We start from the raw sequence: 16,438 nt of genomic DNA on the forward strand, positions 1-16,438 counted from the left end.
ATAAAGCAGTGATACATTTTGGAATTTTTAATTTAATATAATAATCCTAATGCTTATAACATAAATTCAATAGAATTGTTATTCTTGCTTCGTTTGGATTGCATTAGAATTCACAATCCTTTAAAAGAAATTATGGTATACCTGTAGAAATAAGTGATAATTCGGTGTTATGAAAACTTTAGTTCATCAACGTCTTCTCACGTATCCACTCGTCTACTTTTTCTACATCATAAAATTCTTCGATCTGCTCCATTAATGTTGTTAATGTTTCTTCACTCATAGCTTGAGCCCACTTATCCTCTACTTTTTTCATAACCCTTGCTAAAACACAGTCTTCTTGAGGATGAGTTTCTTTTGAATCAAAAACAGACAGAGCCATGCCTTTTCCCTGAAAAAAAGCGCCTCTTCCTTCGACTGCTTGGAAAATATCATACAAAGTAATCTCTTTTGGAGATCTTGCTAATGAAAATCCTCCTTTCGTTCCTGTTATTGATTCTACTAACCCGGCCTGTACCAGTAATCTCATTAACTTCTTCAAATAAGATGGGGATACATCTAAACGTTCACTTATTGCTTCGGAAGTTAGAGTATTACGGTCAGGTACTCTTGTTAACAAAAGTAAAGTATAAACAGCTTGTTCCATTCCAGATTTTATGCGCATAAATTAACCATCCTTAAAACAGAATCATTTATGGATAATAATTATCCATAAATGATTCTAATCCTAAAAAGGTATACAGTCAATTTATAAATGGGAATTTTAAGAATTTTTTCCAAAAAATCAATCAATTAAACTTCAAAAAAGGGTAATAAAGAAAGGGAATAGCTATTCTTATAACATCCTAGTGAGAATAATACTAAAGAATTCAAGTTATAAATATTTTTTTAAAAGTTCTTTCATGTAGAATTCATGAGGAAATGTAAGTTTCAATAAGCCTTTTATTCTATCGCATATATATATATCAATGATATATCCTACAAGCCTGTAAATTTCAAAAAAAATATTCGAAATTTATTGATGTATTATATTTTATTACCATATAACCCCATTAGGAGCTCGGTGGAAAAAACACCTGAGCCCCCTTATATCTCTCGTGCAATTGAAACATTGCGGAATAATGGCATTCATATTCCAGAGGAATATATTCAACACATCTCTCCATTAGGCTGGGAACATATTGCACTTACTGGTGATTATATTTGGAATTTAAATCAAAAAGTGAATTTTGAAAACTTACATCCATTACGAAAAAATGGAATAAAGAAGAAATAAAAAACACAGGGAAAATCATTATCCCTGTGTTTTTTATTTCTTAACAATATGTAAAAATATTCCTTAACGTACAATTTTCTTTTTTCGGTCGTGTGACCCCTAACAAGTCTCTAGGCTTTTTTATTATCGAAAAGAGCAAATGTCACGTCTGCTTCACAAACAATTTCATCATCTATTGTAGCAATAGCATGTGCTTTGGCAATTAAACCACGAACACGTGTCATCACTACTTCTAAACGTAGCTGATCACCAGGCCGAACTTGTTTTTTGAATCGGCAATTATCAATACCAGCAAAAAGACCAATCTTTCCACGGTTTTCTTCTTTTATGAGCATAATAACTGCACTTACTTGTGCTAAAGCTTCTACAATTAAGACACCTGGCATAACTGGATAGTCAGGAAAGTGACCGTTAAAAAATTCTTCGTTAGTTGTAACATTTTTGATTCCAACTGCGCGTTTTCCTTCTTCTACTTCAATAATATGATCTATCAGTAAAAAAGGATAACGATGCGGAATAATCTCTTTAATTTGTTGAATATCGAGCATAAATTTCTCTCCTTTATTATTACATGTTCCCATTATTACACTTCTTGTATTTGGAAACAATAAGAGAATTACTACAGGTAATCCAACTTTATAGATTTCGAGATATATGGAATATCGATAAGTGGTTTTATGAGAACTAGTAGTATGTATCCATAACCTGTTTATTTACAGTGTTTTTATAACAAATTAAACCCTTTAAATGAACTTGAGATCCAATCCATACCAAAAATAATGCTGGCTATACAAACTATATTTATGGCTTATTTTGTTAACTATCCGACCATATTTGAGATTAACAAAGCTATGTTTCTTTGGTTATATAAAAATCAATCTAAACTTACAAATACAATAATAAGATGCTCCGTCTAGTACAAAAACCATAATAAAATTTGTTGCTGTTGTACATCATGGCAAATACCTATTAGTAATTGGACCCGATTCTCCTTAGGATAGGAAAATCGGGTTTTTATATTCAAAAAAATGTATTAGCGTACGATATCAGCGTTTTGACGTCAGGACCCCTTAGAGTAGTAAAATCAACGTTTTTTCGTGTCGAAATTTACTTAACATATGTTTTCGTTAAAATATGGACGGGACCCCATGCCCATCAAGCTAAGATTTTGAGAACCCTCCATAACGAAAATTTTACCTTTTTACAATTATTTATGAGAATTTGGCTTATTTTTTCATTTTGAGGTAACTTGTTCTTTTCAGCTTGTTGGCGATGGAGTAGTACCCCTTATGGAAGGTGACAATTTTGTAAGAATACAAGCTTAATTTGTAAGACAAGTACATGTTTTCTTTAACCATATTCTTCTAAAATAATATACGATCTAGTACAACAAACACTACAGTTCAATTGAATAATGTATAAGGAGGAATGAAAGTATATGAAGACATTATTACGTGTTACAACTGCTACAACTGTAATGCTATCAATAGTACCTTGGACTATTGATAGTGTATACGCAGAGCCTACTCTAAAGATTGGAGAAGTAGTTACCGTAAACGACACACTCTTGAAGGAGAATGCCAAGAAGTTTGTATATCTATTACAGACGGGAAATTTAGAAAAAGCCCTACAATACACAAATAATACATTCACTGAAAAAGATATTCCTAATTCCATCATTTCGTTCATGAAGAACCTATCTTCTTATCAGATCGTACAATCAAATTTTTCTCGTAATAACGTGCATTGTACAGTCACTTTAACATTTCAAAATCAACAGTCTACCATACCAATAGAAGTGAAATTTGATAAGAGAGGGAAGGTCGATGACTTTTATGTTAATTTCCTATATTCTAAGCAAGAGTACCAGTTACCTAGTTATGTAAATCCTGATGTCTACGTTGAAAAGGAAGTGACGATTGGAAGCGAAAAGGACGCTGTACCTGGAACACTAACAATTCCAAAAGGAAAAGGTCCCTTCCCTGTTGTCATACTTGTTCAAGGAGATGGAGAATTAGATAGAGACTCCTCTATATTCGCCTTAAAACCATTTAAAGATATAGCCCTAGGTTTAGCTAGTCAAAGGGTAGCTGTTCTTCGATACGAGAAAAAGACACGCGAACATTATATACATACTTACCGAACATACTCAGTGCAAGAAGAATTTGTAGAGGATGCTTTAGCATCTTTGCAACTTCTAAAATCCATGCCATTTATTAATAAAAATAGCATATTTGTTGCGGGACACAGTAGAGGAGGATTGATGGTTCCACAAATTATAAGTAAAGCTCCCCCCGGTAGTTTTGCAGGTGGAATCATTCTTTCGTCCCCTAACCCTTCTATTACGGAGATCGAGTCCTATTTTGAAGAAGATTCAGGAGGAATGATATCAGAGGGAGAAATGGAATTTTACCGAAGTCAGTTACAATTGCTTAACCAACCAGATTTTGATCCAAGCCACCCACCGGAGCAATTCGTTTTACCTCCAAATGCCCATTGGTGGTATAGTATAAAAGATTATAGGCCAAGTTCAGTTGTAAGAACCCTAAATATACCCTTGCTTGTCATGCAAGGAGGAGCAGATTTTCAAGTTCCTAGTTCTCACTTAGAAAAATGGCGGTCAGCGTTGCAAAATACTACAAATGCAACATTTAAACTGTATCCAGACCTTAATCACGGATATACAATAGCGGGAGAAAACAAAACCGTTCAAGACTATATGCAACCCAAGCACGTCCCCTTTTATGTGTTAAATGATATAAAACGATGGATAACTTCCATGCCATAAAATTAATTTCATGGAAAAATACGAGGCGTCGCTATAAAGCTAACAAAACAAAATTCCCTTAAAATGAAAAAATACGCTATTCTTTCTATAGAATCATAGGAAAGGATAACGTCTTTTTTGCTTTATGGGTAGTGTAAAACCTTAGCCTGATAGTGATGTGGTGCTACCCATATATAGTCTTTATCAAATTTATTCTTATAATGAAGCTGAAACTTTTTGTTTTCTTTTCAAACGTAAGAATCCAGAAGCTGTTAGAACTCCTAAAATAACTAAATATGTACCTACTATTTGAGGTAATGAAATAGTAGCACCAGTTATAACAGAAAGAATCATCGTGACTACTGGAACTAAGTTGAAAAATAAAGACGTGTTACTTGCACCAATAGTGGCCATACCTTTATTCCACCAAAGGTAGCCTAATACGCTCGTAAATAGGGCCATGAATAAAATAGCACCCCAAGCTGAAAACGTAACGTAAGATAAAGGGTGAGGACTTGGTAAAAAGACCGTTAGTATCGTAAGACAAAGAGACCCAATTACCATCGTATAGGTGGTTGTCTCCATTGAAGAACTACCATTTAAATATTTTCTTCCTAATACACCGTATAAAGCCCAACATATATTCCCTGCTAAGATCAGTAAATCACCTTTAGAAAAAGATAAAGTTCGAATAATTTCTAATGAACCTTGAGTGAGCACCAAAATAACACCTACTAAAGCAAAAGCCATGCCAAGCATTTGCTGTTTTGTAATCGGATTTTTTAAAATAAAATATGCAAAAAGTGCAGTTACTAAAGGATTAGTTCCCATAATCAATGCCCCATTTAAAGGCGAAGTATACTTCATCCCTAAAAAGAAAAAAGTGTTGAATCCAAAGATGCCTATAATACCAAGTAAGGTATACATTTTCCAATGGGTCTTAATGATTCTTATCTTTATTTGTTTTTGAAATCCCAAGATAAGTACCATAACTAATGCAGCTATACCAAATCGCCATGCTGCAGCACTCACAGCTGAGAAATAGTGAACAGAATACTTAGCCAGGTTGAAAGTAGCCCCTGTAAATACAGCAAAACCTATTAACATAAGATATATCTTACTCTTCACCTTTTAAGCCTCCAATCATCGTTTCATATGTCTCTAATTTCACCTTCGCCACATTCATAACCGTTTCAATCTCTTGTTTCTGCTCTTCTAAAAGGAGTAGGTGTTTCTTTAAAATATCTACTCGGATTTGAATCTTTTTTAACTGGATGTCATTAGAATCAATATTTTCTAGAAGACATCCATCCTTTAGAAATTCTTGGATATCTTCTAAAGACATTCCTGTTTGCTTTAACATTTTCATGAATTTAAGTAATCTAATTTCACCTTCTGTATATCTTCTTTTCCCACCCTTTCTTAATGGAGAAGACAATAGACCAATCTTTTCATAATAGCGCAAAGTATGAGCCGTGAATCCTGTTTTTGTAGCCACTTCTGATATACTATACATTTTCATTTCCTCCTTTCTTTACATGCTACTACTTCGACTCAACTCTAAGTCAAGGATTAAATAACAACTGGAGGAAGAAAAAATAAAAAGGTACGGAATTTTTCCGAACCTTTTCGTTTAATTTACATAAGTCCCATTATCAGTGGCATAAAATTTTTGTTATGGGGGTAATTAAAAATCTTAGCTTGACGGGCATGGGCTACGTCCCCCTAAAAATATTAATTAATATCCCTCTTCTTATAATTTGAATAATCATTATTTTCCGCCTTTAATGATACTAGGCTCTTATAGGGAAGTAAAGTGTACACTTAATATTAATGTATACTTTCGTTTTTTCATTTAGGGTATACATAGACTCACCATTCCTTGCACGAAGACATTGTATACAGGTTTTACATATCACTCATAAATGATTGATAGATTTTTTCTATCTTTGAGACCATCACATCTTGCGTAAGATGTTGTTGTGAATAGGCCTGAGCCTCTCTTCCTAAAGTTTCACGAAGACTCTTATTCGTTAAAAGCAATTTAAGAGCATTGGAAAGTTGTTGCACATTTCCTGGGTCACAAATGATCCCTGTTTTTCCGTTTTGGATCATTTCTGGTATACCACCACAATTTGTTGTGATAATAGCTTGACGAGAAAGCATAGCTTCAATAACTGAAATTGGAAAATTGTCGTTAATGGTAGGTAAAACATAGATTTCAGAAGAAGAAAGAATTTCTGGTATATCTGTTCTTCTGCCAAAGAACTTAATATTGTCGAGACCAAGTTGTAGCACTTGGTTTTCTAATCTTTCTCTCATAACACCATCACCAACAATCCACACCTCTACATTAGACAAATCTTGTCGAATTCGCGAGAGCGCTTTCAAAAAAATATCATGACCTTTTCGAGGAGAAAGACGGGAAACACAGGAAATTACAACATTATCATTACACTTCTCTTTAGATATAGAAGGTAGATGAAAATGTATACCTGTATGAACAGTAATCAATTGTTCTGTCTTTGCCCCATATTCTTCTAAAGGAGAATGAAAGGAATTACTGATCGTTATAATTTGATCTGAGGCTCTTATTCCCTGTTTTTCAATTTCACTAAAATACGCTTCTTCAATTGATCCTTTTGTTATTTTATCGAATTTTAATCGACTTCTTGTAAAATGCCCATGTGGTGTAAAAAAAAGAGGTTTTTTATATTCTAAATTTAGTTGTCCTAATAAAAAGACAGCGAATAAATCTTCTGCATGAAACACATCATATTGTTCTAGACTTCTTTCTCTTAAAAAAGACTTAAACACGTTCAAAAAGCTCGTGTTTTTTATAATTTTTTCATTAGATGTACCATATCGTTGTAACATAAAATCCCTTGCATGTTCAGCAGCTTGCGGAATATCTTGTTCTAGATGAACTGATGTCATTTGAGTAGGAGAGATAACATCTACGTCATGACCATATTTTTCAAAACCTGTTTTCAAGGAAGTAATATAGTTTGATAATCCCCCTGTATTTGGATATCTAAAAAATGTTACATAAAGAATTTTTAATTTTTTTATTTTACTTGGTATACTATCTTTTTTGACCCCAAATGTCTGAAACGGTTTGATTCTATAATTTTTTTTACTATCTATTTGATAGTATTCATCCATGATTTTTAGCAGACTCGCATGGAAAGGATAAATAAGTTCATTTCGCTCTTCCTTTGTTGTATTCAGAAGTATCTCCTCCTAACTCAGCTGATGGTGAAAGTTTTATATATGCTATAAACCTAATTCTTTTCCCCAGGTTGAAATTTTTTCAAGGTGATACGGCAATAACTCACCGCCGCGGTTATCGAATATTCTTCGTAGCTGGGTATGCAGTCCCTTTTCTAATGTTCTCTGCAAATATGCCATTTTATAAAGATCAATTGGAGCATTTTTAAATGTAATACCATACTTTTTCATTTCTTTTGCATAAAATTCCACACAATGTGTGCGAATTTCTTCTGCATTGCTCTGCCAATCTTTTCTGAAACCTAATAATATTTCAACTAGAACAACCATATCAAACCAGACTGGAGCATATTTAGTTGATTCCCAATCGATAAACTGGATATTCCATGGTGCATTTAATGTCATATTGTTACTGCATATATTTTGCATATGAAGATCACCATGTGTTATCGATGAACCATTTTCAAATAGTTCCGGAAAAAAATCTGGTCCCTTATTACATAGTTTTATTAGCGATTTATAATGAGGTTTAATAACCTCCCTTAACCGGTCGTCTTTCATCGCATCATCGAGAAAATCAATTGTCTTTCTAATGTATTTAGCTCGATCGCTCCTCATGCGGCTTGATTCATAAATAGGGAGCCAAGATTCCCAAACATCTTTATGTTTTTTAACCTTGTCTTCAAATGTGTGTGCATGAAGCTTGGCAACAGTGGGGATAATGTAGTCAAAATGTTTCGGGGAGAAGGTGATCTGACCGCGTACTTGGCGCACAAATTCCATGAATATCCATGTTTCATTTCCATTTTGTTCAATGAGATATATTTCAGGAAGAAATTCTTTTAATATAGGATAAGCTCTATCATATATATTAATCTCTACTTCATTTTTGTAATCTGCTGAATTATATATTTTTAAAATGATAGGATAGTAACCAACTTTTGTTTGAAGAGATAATTTGTATATACTGCTTCTTCTTGTTGATTTTAGACACTCCATTTTATCAGGATCGATTACAACTCTCTTATCCATTGAATAAGAGAGTTTTTCTGCAACTTTCATTTTTTCAAAATGATAAGATAATGTTTTTGCCTCGTACAAATGTTTTCATTCCTTTCGCTTTCGTTTCCAGGCGTTTTTCAAATGCGACCATGTACTTCTAATGAATGGCATTGGATCATCCCACGCAAACAAAGCAAACTCTTTTTTGCCTCGCAATCCTTTATAAAAGTCCTTCAACGTCATTTCATCTCTTTTTTTCTTATGGCGGAATGTTAAATAATACCGTACAAGATAGATCCATTTGATACCGTCTATTTGTTGGAGTCTTGGCGCTGGATTTTGCTTAGTTAAATATAAATAATACATGTAAACAAAATCGATGCCAGCAGGTCCTGTTAAACTATGCGTTAACCAAAAACGAGGGTTTATTTCGATAAACTTATAAACACCATCGCGAGGGTCCTTTTTAAACTCTGCCATAGCGATCCCTTTAAGGTTAATACTTTCGAAAAAAGGTAAGCATATATCCACTAATTCTGGGACTTGTTTACTAACGATGTGAGCCCCTGTTCCAAATTCTGCTGGGAATTGATGATTCTTTTGTAAAGAAAATAACGCTAGTAACTCCATGTTATCGTCATAAAATGTGGCAACTTTATAAAAACATTGATTATCGCCAGGAATAATTTCCTGCAGAATGAGTTTTCCATACTGTCGATACGATTTATACTCATTTCTAAGTTGGTCTGGATTTTGTATGAGAATAGCCTTCTTGTTTATCTTTTTTCGAAATTCATGTCCTAAAATCGGCTTTAATATACAAGGGAAATCGAGGCTCAGTATCGCTTCTTCCAATTGTTCTCCCTTCTCAATCACATACGTTTTCGGGCATGGAATATTATGTTTGACTGCGAGTTCATACATTTTATATTTATTTAGCGTTTCTTCAATCAATGAATGCTCAGGAAACAAAAATAAATAGTATTTAGACAGCTCCATTCGATATTTTGAAATGAATACCACATAATCATCTGCACCTGTATACAAAACGGGTTTCAGTTTAAATTCTTTAGCCAAGTTAATTAAAAAAATGAGCAATTTCTTTTCTTCATATAAAGGGCTTGGGCATATTCCACATGAAGCGAGGCGTGACTTTCCTATTTTATAAGGTTTCTCTACATCAAATGCATACACGCTAATTCCTTTTCTCGCTAAGCTTCTAATAATTCCGATTCCGTTGGCACTTAAATCCAGTACAACTGCTGCATGTTCATGATTCATAGAATCCTTCCCCACCTAAATACTTTTGTAGATTTTTTCGATATTTGCTACCATTGTCTCTCTAGTTAAATGCTTCTTAGCGAACGTTCTTGCATTTTTACCAAGCTGCTCTCGTGCTTGCTCATTTTCAATAACGAATTTTAATGCGCGTGCCAATTTTTTTGCATCTCCTGCATCGACAAGGATGCCCGTCTTAGAATGTTTAACCAGTTCAGGTATACCTCCCGATGGCGTCGAAATGACACAAACTCCACTATGCATGGCCTCAATAATAGAAATAGGTAGGCTATCATTTAAAGTTGGAAGTACAAAAATATCGCTTTTACTTAAAATGTCTGACACATCATTCCTTTGTCCTAAAAATTCCACCATGGAAAGATTCAAATCATCAACTTTCTCTTCTAACTTATCTCTCATCTCACCATCTCCGACAATGAGCAATTTAACGTTATTAGTATATTTACTTCCCATCTGCGAAAGAGCGTCAAGTAATACATCATGCCCTTTTCTTGGACCTAATCTAGCCACACATGTAATAACGAGTTTTTTATGCTCTGATGTATTTTTTGCACGATACTTATCAGGATAATCAATACCTGTCAGTACAGTTGTCATGTTCTCTTGTTTTGCCCCCAACTTCATTAATGGCTCACGAAATGAATCACTGAGAATAATAAGGTGATTAGCAAATTCAATCGCCTTTCTTTCCAATACTGTATGATAGGCTTCTTCTAGCGAACCTTTTTGAAATAAGCCAAATTTAAGTCGGTTAAAAGTAAACATCCCATGAGGTGTAAATAGTAATTTTTTTCCGTAATATTCATTAATTCTTCCTAATATATTTGCTGTAAACAAGTCTTGCGCATGGAGGATATCATATTTTTTAATTTTGATATTTTCAAGCAGCATTTTTTCGAAGGTATACATATTTTTGAGGTTCCTGACAATTGTACTATTATAATTTTCATAACGAGTTTTTAAAAACTTTTTTAATTGTGGAACAACTGCTTCACGCACGTTTTCTACTCGGCTTTGGGAAAATTGGTTAGGTGAGACAATGTCGACGTGATGGCCCTGTTTTCTTAAACCTTCACTTAGTGCTGTAATATAATTAGATAATCCACCGGTATGAGGATAGTCCCAAAACGTAGCGATTAATATAGATAGATTTTTCTTTTTAGACATCTTTGCTTCTGTATTTTTATAACGTTCTTGCTTTGTACTCTTCTTTTTTTGTGATGAGTATGAACGAATCCCAAAATATTCATCCATTGTTTTGACTACATATGGATATGGAAACTCAAGCTTCATTTTCATTTCCAAACCCTCCTTATCACTTCGAACGCTTCGGCGTATGGTACACCAATTGTCATTCCCCTAACTCTTCCTAAGTATTGAATTCCTTCGTATGAACGTGGATGAGGAAAATCTCTCATTTCTACATCATAGTGTTTAAGCGCAGCAATCTTTGAATCTATTTGATCTGTAATGTTGACAAAATAATTAGGCTTGAAAGATTTATCATTCGTGTGGATATTCCACTCACTAGAGGAAACGGTTTCAAATGTAATCAATTCTATCGGTTGTTGGTTTGGTAAAGGTCGAGTCGCAGTCAAAACCGCTTGAAAAGTAATATGATGATCAATATTGAGGTCTCCATAATGATGAGTGAAGATTTTGTTTGGTTTATAAACCTGTATAAGTTTTTCTATTTCTTTCGTTAATTGATGTAATGGAATTAACTCTAATTCTAAATTAGCATTCTGGAGAAATATCACTTCTTCAATACCTATCGCTTTATTTGCACATCGGCCTAGTTGCTGTATGTGATGAGCTTCCTCTTTTCTTCCTAGAGCAGTAATAATTGAAACTACGTGATGCCCTTCATCTACTAATCTTTTTAAAGTTCCGCCAGATCCTAATAACTCATCGTCAGGATGTGCGCCAATGACTAAAATACGTTCTTTCATTAGTATTCTCACTCCTTGTACTTCTTAATTTATGATTGATACCGCAAAAAGAAACCGTCATTAGCGGAAAACCTGCTTTTATTTATTACTAATAATAAATACTCCAGCTGTATAATCTATTGAGGTTTACATGTGTATTTCCGTCTTACATGATATAGAAATCCTGCCATTTTCCTCTCGATCTTGAGGGAAGAAGCCTTATTGCCTATAAATTCTGAAAAACAAGCGTTCAGTGGTTTTAACATTAAAAAGTATTACTTCCAAGACGCCTCGTTTTTTATCGATATTACATCCATTTATCATAAAGAGAAGGCTGCATATTCTTCACATGATTCAAAAAATCCTGTGCTAGTCCAAATTTTTCAAGCCCTTTTAATAACTTAACTGGAACCTGAATATTTGCAGTAAAAGCCCTTTTATGGTCAATGACTTTTAGTTGACCCTTTTCATTTATTAAAACATGTCTCACCTCTGCATCCCATCTAGTAAATCCTATCTTTTTTAACTCATTCAGCATCATTAAGATTTTCTTAGTTAATTCTTCTGTCATTTTTTGTTCTTTTTTTAAGTAACCGGCAAGAGAAATACCATGTATATACTCCATAACAATATAGTTTTCTCCATACTCATAAAGCCGTGGAATAATAGGTGATGATTGTCCAATTATCAAAGCTTTCAACTCTTTTTTTTGAGTTTCTTCCTGATAAAACATTTTCACGCATTTATCATAGGTTAATTCATATACTTCTCCATCTCTCCCATTCCCAATGAGCTTACATTTTTCCACATCCCCTCTACTTATTCTTCTTTTTTTAAAGTATGATTTCATTTTATTGCCCCTTCATTATAATTTTGAAAAATTATATATCATCTCACATTCTATGATTTATCCCTTACATATGTAACCTAAACTAATATATATTTTTATAAATTAATTCAATTCATATATTTTTTAGTAGATATTATTTTAAAATCCTAAAATATATTAAAAAACAATAAAGTAACAAATGAAAAGGATCATTCATATTAAGAAAATAGGAAGTTTACAACTTATCGTTTGTGGGTTATTTTTAGATTCAATAAGAAGCAACTTTTCATTATTGAATCTAAAAATAGGAATTGTTATCTTCACAAATCCACGTTTCTATTCCTTTGTATCGATATAAAAAAATAAGTATTATTTGAATATATAGAATTAGAGTTTTTGTCTTAATGTGTATGTTTATCCCGCATTTACGGGATAAACAATTCCTTTCATAACAAACCATAATATCATTTCTTTTTGCTGTCCCCTTCACAGGAATACTATTTCAGAATCCACGTTCTTCTTATAATTTTTAGTGTGTTTTATTCCCTTGATCATTATTATTCATTGCAGCCAATACTTGAAGTTGCTGTTTAGCTTTCCTCAAAGCAGTATGAAAGTAATTTTGTAACAGCCGTAAGGTCGTATGATCGAAATAATATTGATCAGATACATTCTCCCATGTCTTGCTATTTATGAATGTATCCCATGTAAGGTGGGAATATCCATTTTTCTTTACTTCTTTAAATACCCATCTCTTCATTTTCTTTTTACCCTTATCTGTTAAAGAGCCATTTTTTACGAGTATGAGTTCTAAGCTTTTCTTATATTGTTTATGAATATCCTTTTGTTTAGCTGCGGTGAGAAATATATTCGCGGTGTTCTTAGCATCCGAAAAGGCACGGTGTTGTTTTCCTTCCCATTCTAAAGCCAATTGTTCCACTGCAAGTTTCAAACTTGGTGGATTTAGAAATAATCCTTCATATGCATGAAAGACAAACCTCTGTAAATCAAATCTTCTTTCTTTCTCAAGATCAGGACATTCCACATTGTGTCGTACACAATCTTCCGTGAGAAATCCATAATCCTCTTTCCCCCACGTTACAAACATATAATCTTCTCCAACAAACTCCCGAAATCGCTCAATTACCTTAGGGAATTTTTCTACACCTTTTACATCTTGCTTTGTAATTCCTGTTAATTTGGTTGTATGACGAGATAGAGATGCCGATGGTTTCACTAACGAAGAGAAAAACTCGATAATGCTCATTGTACTTGCTTCAATCTTGATAGCTCCAATATCAACAATTTCCGTTGGAGCATCTGATTGGTAAGGTCTAAAATTCCGCTCAATATCAAATACAATATAATATTTTGGTTCATACATACTACATACCTCTTCCTTATCTCTTCTTAACATTATATCCCCAATCTCTAATATGTATTAAAAAACAATATTGCAGCTATTCTATTTTAAGATACAAAAAAAGAGAAGGGAGTTCCCTTCTCTTTCATTTTAATTCAATTATTTTTTTACTACGTTAGTAGCTTGTGGTCCACGGTTACCTTGTTCAACTTCGAAAGTAACTTCTTGGCCTTCTTCTAAAGTCTTGAAGCCTTCGCCTTGGATAGCTGAGAAGTGAACGAATACGTCTTCTCCACCTTCAACTTCGATGAAACCGAAACCTTTGTCAGCGTTAAACCATTTTACTTTACCGTTTTGCATGAAAAAATCCTCCTAAATTATGTACCTTCATGTACATGTCCATTTTCAACCACTTTACAAATAATAATTAGACATTAAAAAAACTGCAACCCAGAGAAGATTTAACATTGCTATCCCCTCTTAAGTTACAGCTTATTTAAATCTCTATGGTATTAAAAGTAAAATGGTTTAACACCACTATACACCTTTATTAGAATAAAAGCAAACTTTTATTCCATGTTTTTTTATAACCTCAGTAGTTGGTTGACTAACATCTTTCATTTCTTTATTTTTTCTATTGAATTAGCTTGGATTTCTTTTCTCTTGCCCTCCCACCACATAATGTGCATTCTTGTTACTAAAGCTTCAACGTTCACTTTTTTCATTCACTCATTCATTCATTATTTATCTGACTGTTTTCATCATGATTTAGCGATTTACATTCATATTTACCTCTTGTCAAATTACTCGTATCATAATATTGTATATTAGTCTACAAATCAAATAAAAAACGGCTTGCTACACATAAGACTAAATAATGAATTATATAAGAGGAGTTCACGAAATGAAAAAATATCTCAAAAGAGCAATAAAAATATCCTCCATTTTATTACTTGCTTTCATTTTAATTGGTGCTGGTATTTTGTTTGGTACTCCCTATGGACATAAATTACGTGTAATTGCTGCGGAAAGTATTCTAACCTCACAACACCGTGATTTAGCAAAGTTCACTTTCTTATCACAACAAGAACTGGATGATATTTCAAATTCCATTAATAATCCAAAATGGCTAAATAGCGAATCTCTTGGTTTGCAGAAGCTTTCAAAAAAACAATTGGAAGAGAAAAAACATATGCCGCTTCATGTGAAAATCGAAACCGTTCAAGAAAAGTATGCGGATCACTATTTCGAAGGTAAGCTTATGACAATTAGTAATCCTTTTAATGTAAAACTTGTAACGCAACAAGGTACAGAAGGTAAAGATGTTGGTGAAAAAATTTACGTGATGGCAAAGCGAAATCACGCACTTGCTGCAGTAAATGCTAGCGGATTTGCAGATGAAACGGGACATGGGGGCGGTAAAGTCGGCCTAGGTATTGTTATCGCGAACGGACAAGTTATCCATACACCAAAAGATATAAGTTCACCGACTCTTATTACTGGTTTAACAAAATATGGGCAAATGATAACAGGTAATTACTCTGCACAGCAATTACAGAATAAAAATGTTGTTTCTGCAGCTGGTTTTATGCCCCAACTTATCGTAAATGGCGAAAAAATGCTTACAAATGACGGAGGCTGGGGATATGGTCCGCGAAGCATTATGGCTCAAAAGAAAGATGGCACGATCATGTTTCTTATCGTAGATGGTAGACAACCTCACAGCATTGGCGCTTCTTTAAAAGATTGTCAGGACCTTTTATATGACAAGGGAGCTGTAAATGCGATGGCTATGGATGGTGGTTCTTCTGCAACTATGTATGCTCTAGGAGATATATTAAACATTCCTTCCACTTTATCTCATAAGTCTCGTTATCTCCCAAACTGTTGGGTTGTAACTGCCAATGAAAATCAAAAAGTGGATGTAACAATTGACGGTCACGCAGCAGACAATACAAAAATTGCACAAATTATGGGAACATCTACTGTTGCTTCTAGCGAAACAAAAAGCAACTAAGTATCTTACAGATACTTAGTTGCTTTTTTCTGTTTCATTTATACTGTTGTGGTTTATTTTTTGAAGATACCAAATGGCTTACCAACAGGTAATACAACTTTTCCGAAGTGCGTATTTAATACTGCAGCTGCTGATCCATAGAATGAAAACAGTGAAATAAGCATTTCAGAAATTGCTGCTAATTTATGCATCGCATGTGGCATAACACCTAAAGTACTAAATGAAAGACCAATAAATAAGAAATCAATAAGTACAAAAATCATAAATAATACTTTATGTGTTTCCATTGCGCCAATTGTCATAAATAAGCTAAAAATTAAGTAACCAACAAATGCTACTCCAAGTTGCTTTGGATCCACAGTTGCTGCTAGTTTTTCGCCAAATACTCCAAGTTGAATTAACCATGAAGTACCAACACCAAACCAGAACAATGCAAATCCACCAAACGCTGTTGTACCAAATGTATTATTGTGCTTTGCATCGTTAATGCATGCAAATAATTGAGCAAAACCTCCTAAAAAGATTGCCCATGGCAATACAAATGAAACACCACTTGTAAAGCCAAGTTTTTGCGAGGACGCAACAAGTGTAACCATTGCAAGTCCAAATAATCCAAGTGCAGACGGATCTGCTGTTGTCATTTTCACATGATGTGTAGTTTGCTTTTCCATAAAAACCTCCTGATTTAAACACATACTTGAATACAATACTGAAATCAGAAGGCAC

General features: G+C 33.7%; 15 protein-coding genes and 1 pseudogene. 3 read left to right on the forward strand and 13 right to left on the reverse strand.

Annotated elements, in window-relative coordinates:
- Positions 1–178: 178 nt before the first annotated feature.
- Positions 179–661, reverse strand: a complete 483-nt coding sequence (locus AB1284_RS12285) for an Rrf2 family transcriptional regulator (RefSeq protein ID WP_429749058.1) — start codon at positions 659–661, stop codon at positions 179–181.
- Positions 662–1,084: 423 nt separating this feature from the next.
- Here AB1284_RS12285 and AB1284_RS12290 point away from each other — a divergent pair.
- Positions 1,085–1,273, forward strand: a pseudogene (locus AB1284_RS12290) (Tn3 family transposase); the annotation flags it as partial.
- A 110-nt stretch (positions 1,274–1,383) separates the two neighbouring features.
- On the opposite strand, the gene fabZ reads toward AB1284_RS12290, so the two are convergent.
- Positions 1,384–1,821, reverse strand: coding sequence for a 3-hydroxyacyl-ACP dehydratase FabZ (fabZ, locus tag AB1284_RS12295; protein WP_429749056.1), 438 nt, complete (start codon positions 1,819–1,821; stop codon positions 1,384–1,386).
- An 890-nt stretch (positions 1,822–2,711) separates the two neighbouring features.
- Between fabZ and AB1284_RS12300 the strand changes: the two genes are divergently transcribed.
- On the forward strand, positions 2,712–4,061 hold the full coding sequence (locus AB1284_RS12300) for an alpha/beta hydrolase family protein (protein WP_429749054.1): 1,350 nt from the start codon (positions 2,712–2,714) through the stop codon (positions 4,059–4,061).
- A 195-nt stretch (positions 4,062–4,256) separates the two neighbouring features.
- On the opposite strand, the gene AB1284_RS12305 is transcribed toward AB1284_RS12300, so the two are convergent.
- The 10 genes from AB1284_RS12305 to cspB all read right to left on the reverse strand — a co-directional run bounded on the left by AB1284_RS12305 (position 4,257) and on the right by cspB (position 14,055).
- Positions 4,257–5,168 carry a DMT family transporter gene (locus tag AB1284_RS12305; RefSeq protein ID WP_429749052.1) on the reverse strand — a complete coding sequence of 304 codons (912 nt, stop codon included), beginning with the start codon at positions 5,166–5,168 and terminating at the stop codon, positions 4,257–4,259.
- A complete protein-coding gene (locus tag AB1284_RS12310) occupies positions 5,158–5,556 on the reverse strand; it encodes a MerR family transcriptional regulator (protein ID WP_429749050.1) in 399 nt (132 codons plus the stop codon). Before AB1284_RS12310 ends, AB1284_RS12305 begins: the two co-directional genes overlap by 11 nt.
- A gap of 392 nt (positions 5,557–5,948) precedes the next feature.
- The gene (locus tag AB1284_RS12315; protein WP_429754277.1) at positions 5,949–7,277 is read right to left on the reverse strand and encodes a glycosyltransferase family 4 protein; all 1,329 of its coding nucleotides are present in this window, start codon (positions 7,275–7,277) and stop codon (positions 5,949–5,951) included.
- Between the two features lie 39 nt (positions 7,278–7,316).
- A complete protein-coding gene (locus AB1284_RS12320; protein ID WP_429749048.1) occupies positions 7,317–8,372 on the reverse strand; it encodes a phosphotransferase in 1,056 nt (351 codons plus the stop codon).
- Positions 8,373–8,378: 6 nt separating this feature from the next.
- Entirely contained in the window at positions 8,379–9,554 is a 1,176-nt protein-coding gene (locus tag AB1284_RS12325; RefSeq protein ID WP_429749047.1) for a carbamoyl-phosphate synthase, read from the reverse strand.
- Between the two features lie 15 nt (positions 9,555–9,569).
- A complete protein-coding gene (locus AB1284_RS12330; protein ID WP_429749045.1) occupies positions 9,570–10,871 on the reverse strand; it encodes a glycosyltransferase family 4 protein in 1,302 nt (433 codons plus the stop codon).
- Positions 10,868–11,524, reverse strand: coding sequence for a PIG-L deacetylase family protein (locus AB1284_RS12335; protein ID WP_429749043.1), 657 nt, complete (start codon positions 11,522–11,524; stop codon positions 10,868–10,870). Before AB1284_RS12335 ends, AB1284_RS12330 begins: the two co-directional genes overlap by 4 nt.
- A 286-nt stretch (positions 11,525–11,810) precedes the next feature.
- Complete coding sequence (locus AB1284_RS12340) at positions 11,811–12,353, reverse strand: AarF/UbiB family protein (protein WP_429749041.1); 543 nt, start codon at positions 12,351–12,353, stop codon at positions 11,811–11,813.
- 508 nt (positions 12,354–12,861) lie between these two features.
- Entirely contained in the window at positions 12,862–13,716 is an 855-nt protein-coding gene (locus AB1284_RS12345; RefSeq protein ID WP_429749040.1) for an exonuclease, read from the reverse strand.
- A gap of 138 nt (positions 13,717–13,854) precedes the next feature.
- Positions 13,855–14,055, reverse strand: a complete 201-nt coding sequence (gene cspB / locus AB1284_RS12350; RefSeq protein WP_429749038.1) for a cold shock-like protein CspB — start codon at positions 14,053–14,055, stop codon at positions 13,855–13,857.
- 544 nt (positions 14,056–14,599) lie between these two features.
- On the opposite strand from cspB, the gene AB1284_RS12355 reads away from it, so the two are divergent.
- The gene (locus tag AB1284_RS12355) at positions 14,600–15,712 is read left to right on the forward strand and encodes a phosphodiester glycosidase family protein (protein ID WP_429749036.1); all 1,113 of its coding nucleotides are present in this window, start codon (positions 14,600–14,602) and stop codon (positions 15,710–15,712) included.
- 53 nt (positions 15,713–15,765) lie between these two features.
- On the opposite strand, the gene AB1284_RS12360 is transcribed toward AB1284_RS12355, so the two are convergent.
- Positions 15,766–16,383, reverse strand: a complete 618-nt coding sequence (locus AB1284_RS12360) for an acetate uptake transporter (protein WP_429749035.1) — start codon at positions 16,381–16,383, stop codon at positions 15,766–15,768.
- Positions 16,384–16,438 lie beyond the last annotated feature (55 nt).

Origin of the sequence: Bacillus sp. S2(2024) (assembly GCF_050474045.1) — a bacterium.
GTDB classification, from domain to species: Bacteria; Bacillota; Bacilli; order Bacillales; family Bacillaceae_G; genus Bacillus_A; species Bacillus_A yunxiaonensis.

What these genes read in the sequence shown, in the direction of transcription:
- AB1284_RS12285 (WP_429749058.1), bottom strand. Translation starts at nt 661, where the DNA reads ATGCGCATAAAATCTGGAATGGAACAAGCTGTTTATACTTTACTTTTG.
- fabZ (WP_429749056.1), bottom strand. Translation starts at nt 1,821, where the DNA reads ATGCTCGATATTCAACAAATTAAAGAGATTATTCCGCATCGTTATCCT.
- AB1284_RS12300 (WP_429749054.1), top strand. Translation starts at nt 2,712, where the DNA reads ATGAAGACATTATTACGTGTTACAACTGCTACAACTGTAATGCTATCA.
- AB1284_RS12310 (WP_429749050.1), bottom strand. Translation starts at nt 5,556, where the DNA reads ATGTATAGTATATCAGAAGTGGCTACAAAAACAGGATTCACGGCTCAT.
- AB1284_RS12325 (WP_429749047.1), bottom strand. Translation starts at nt 9,554, where the DNA reads ATGAATCATGAACATGCAGCAGTTGTACTGGATTTAAGTGCCAACGGA.
- AB1284_RS12330 (WP_429749045.1), bottom strand. Translation starts at nt 10,871, where the DNA reads ATGAAAATGAAGCTTGAGTTTCCATATCCATATGTAGTCAAAACAATG.
- AB1284_RS12335 (WP_429749043.1), bottom strand. Translation starts at nt 11,524, where the DNA reads ATGAAAGAACGTATTTTAGTCATTGGCGCACATCCTGACGATGAGTTA.
- AB1284_RS12340 (WP_429749041.1), bottom strand. Translation starts at nt 12,353, where the DNA reads ATGAAATCATACTTTAAAAAAAGAAGAATAAGTAGAGGGGATGTGGAA.
- AB1284_RS12345 (WP_429749040.1), bottom strand. Translation starts at nt 13,716, where the DNA reads ATGTATGAACCAAAATATTATATTGTATTTGATATTGAGCGGAATTTT.
- cspB (WP_429749038.1), bottom strand. Translation starts at nt 14,055, where the DNA reads ATGCAAAACGGTAAAGTAAAATGGTTTAACGCTGACAAAGGTTTCGGT.
- AB1284_RS12355 (WP_429749036.1), top strand. Translation starts at nt 14,600, where the DNA reads ATGAAAAAATATCTCAAAAGAGCAATAAAAATATCCTCCATTTTATTA.
- AB1284_RS12360 (WP_429749035.1), bottom strand. Translation starts at nt 16,383, where the DNA reads ATGGAAAAGCAAACTACACATCATGTGAAAATGACAACAGCAGATCCG.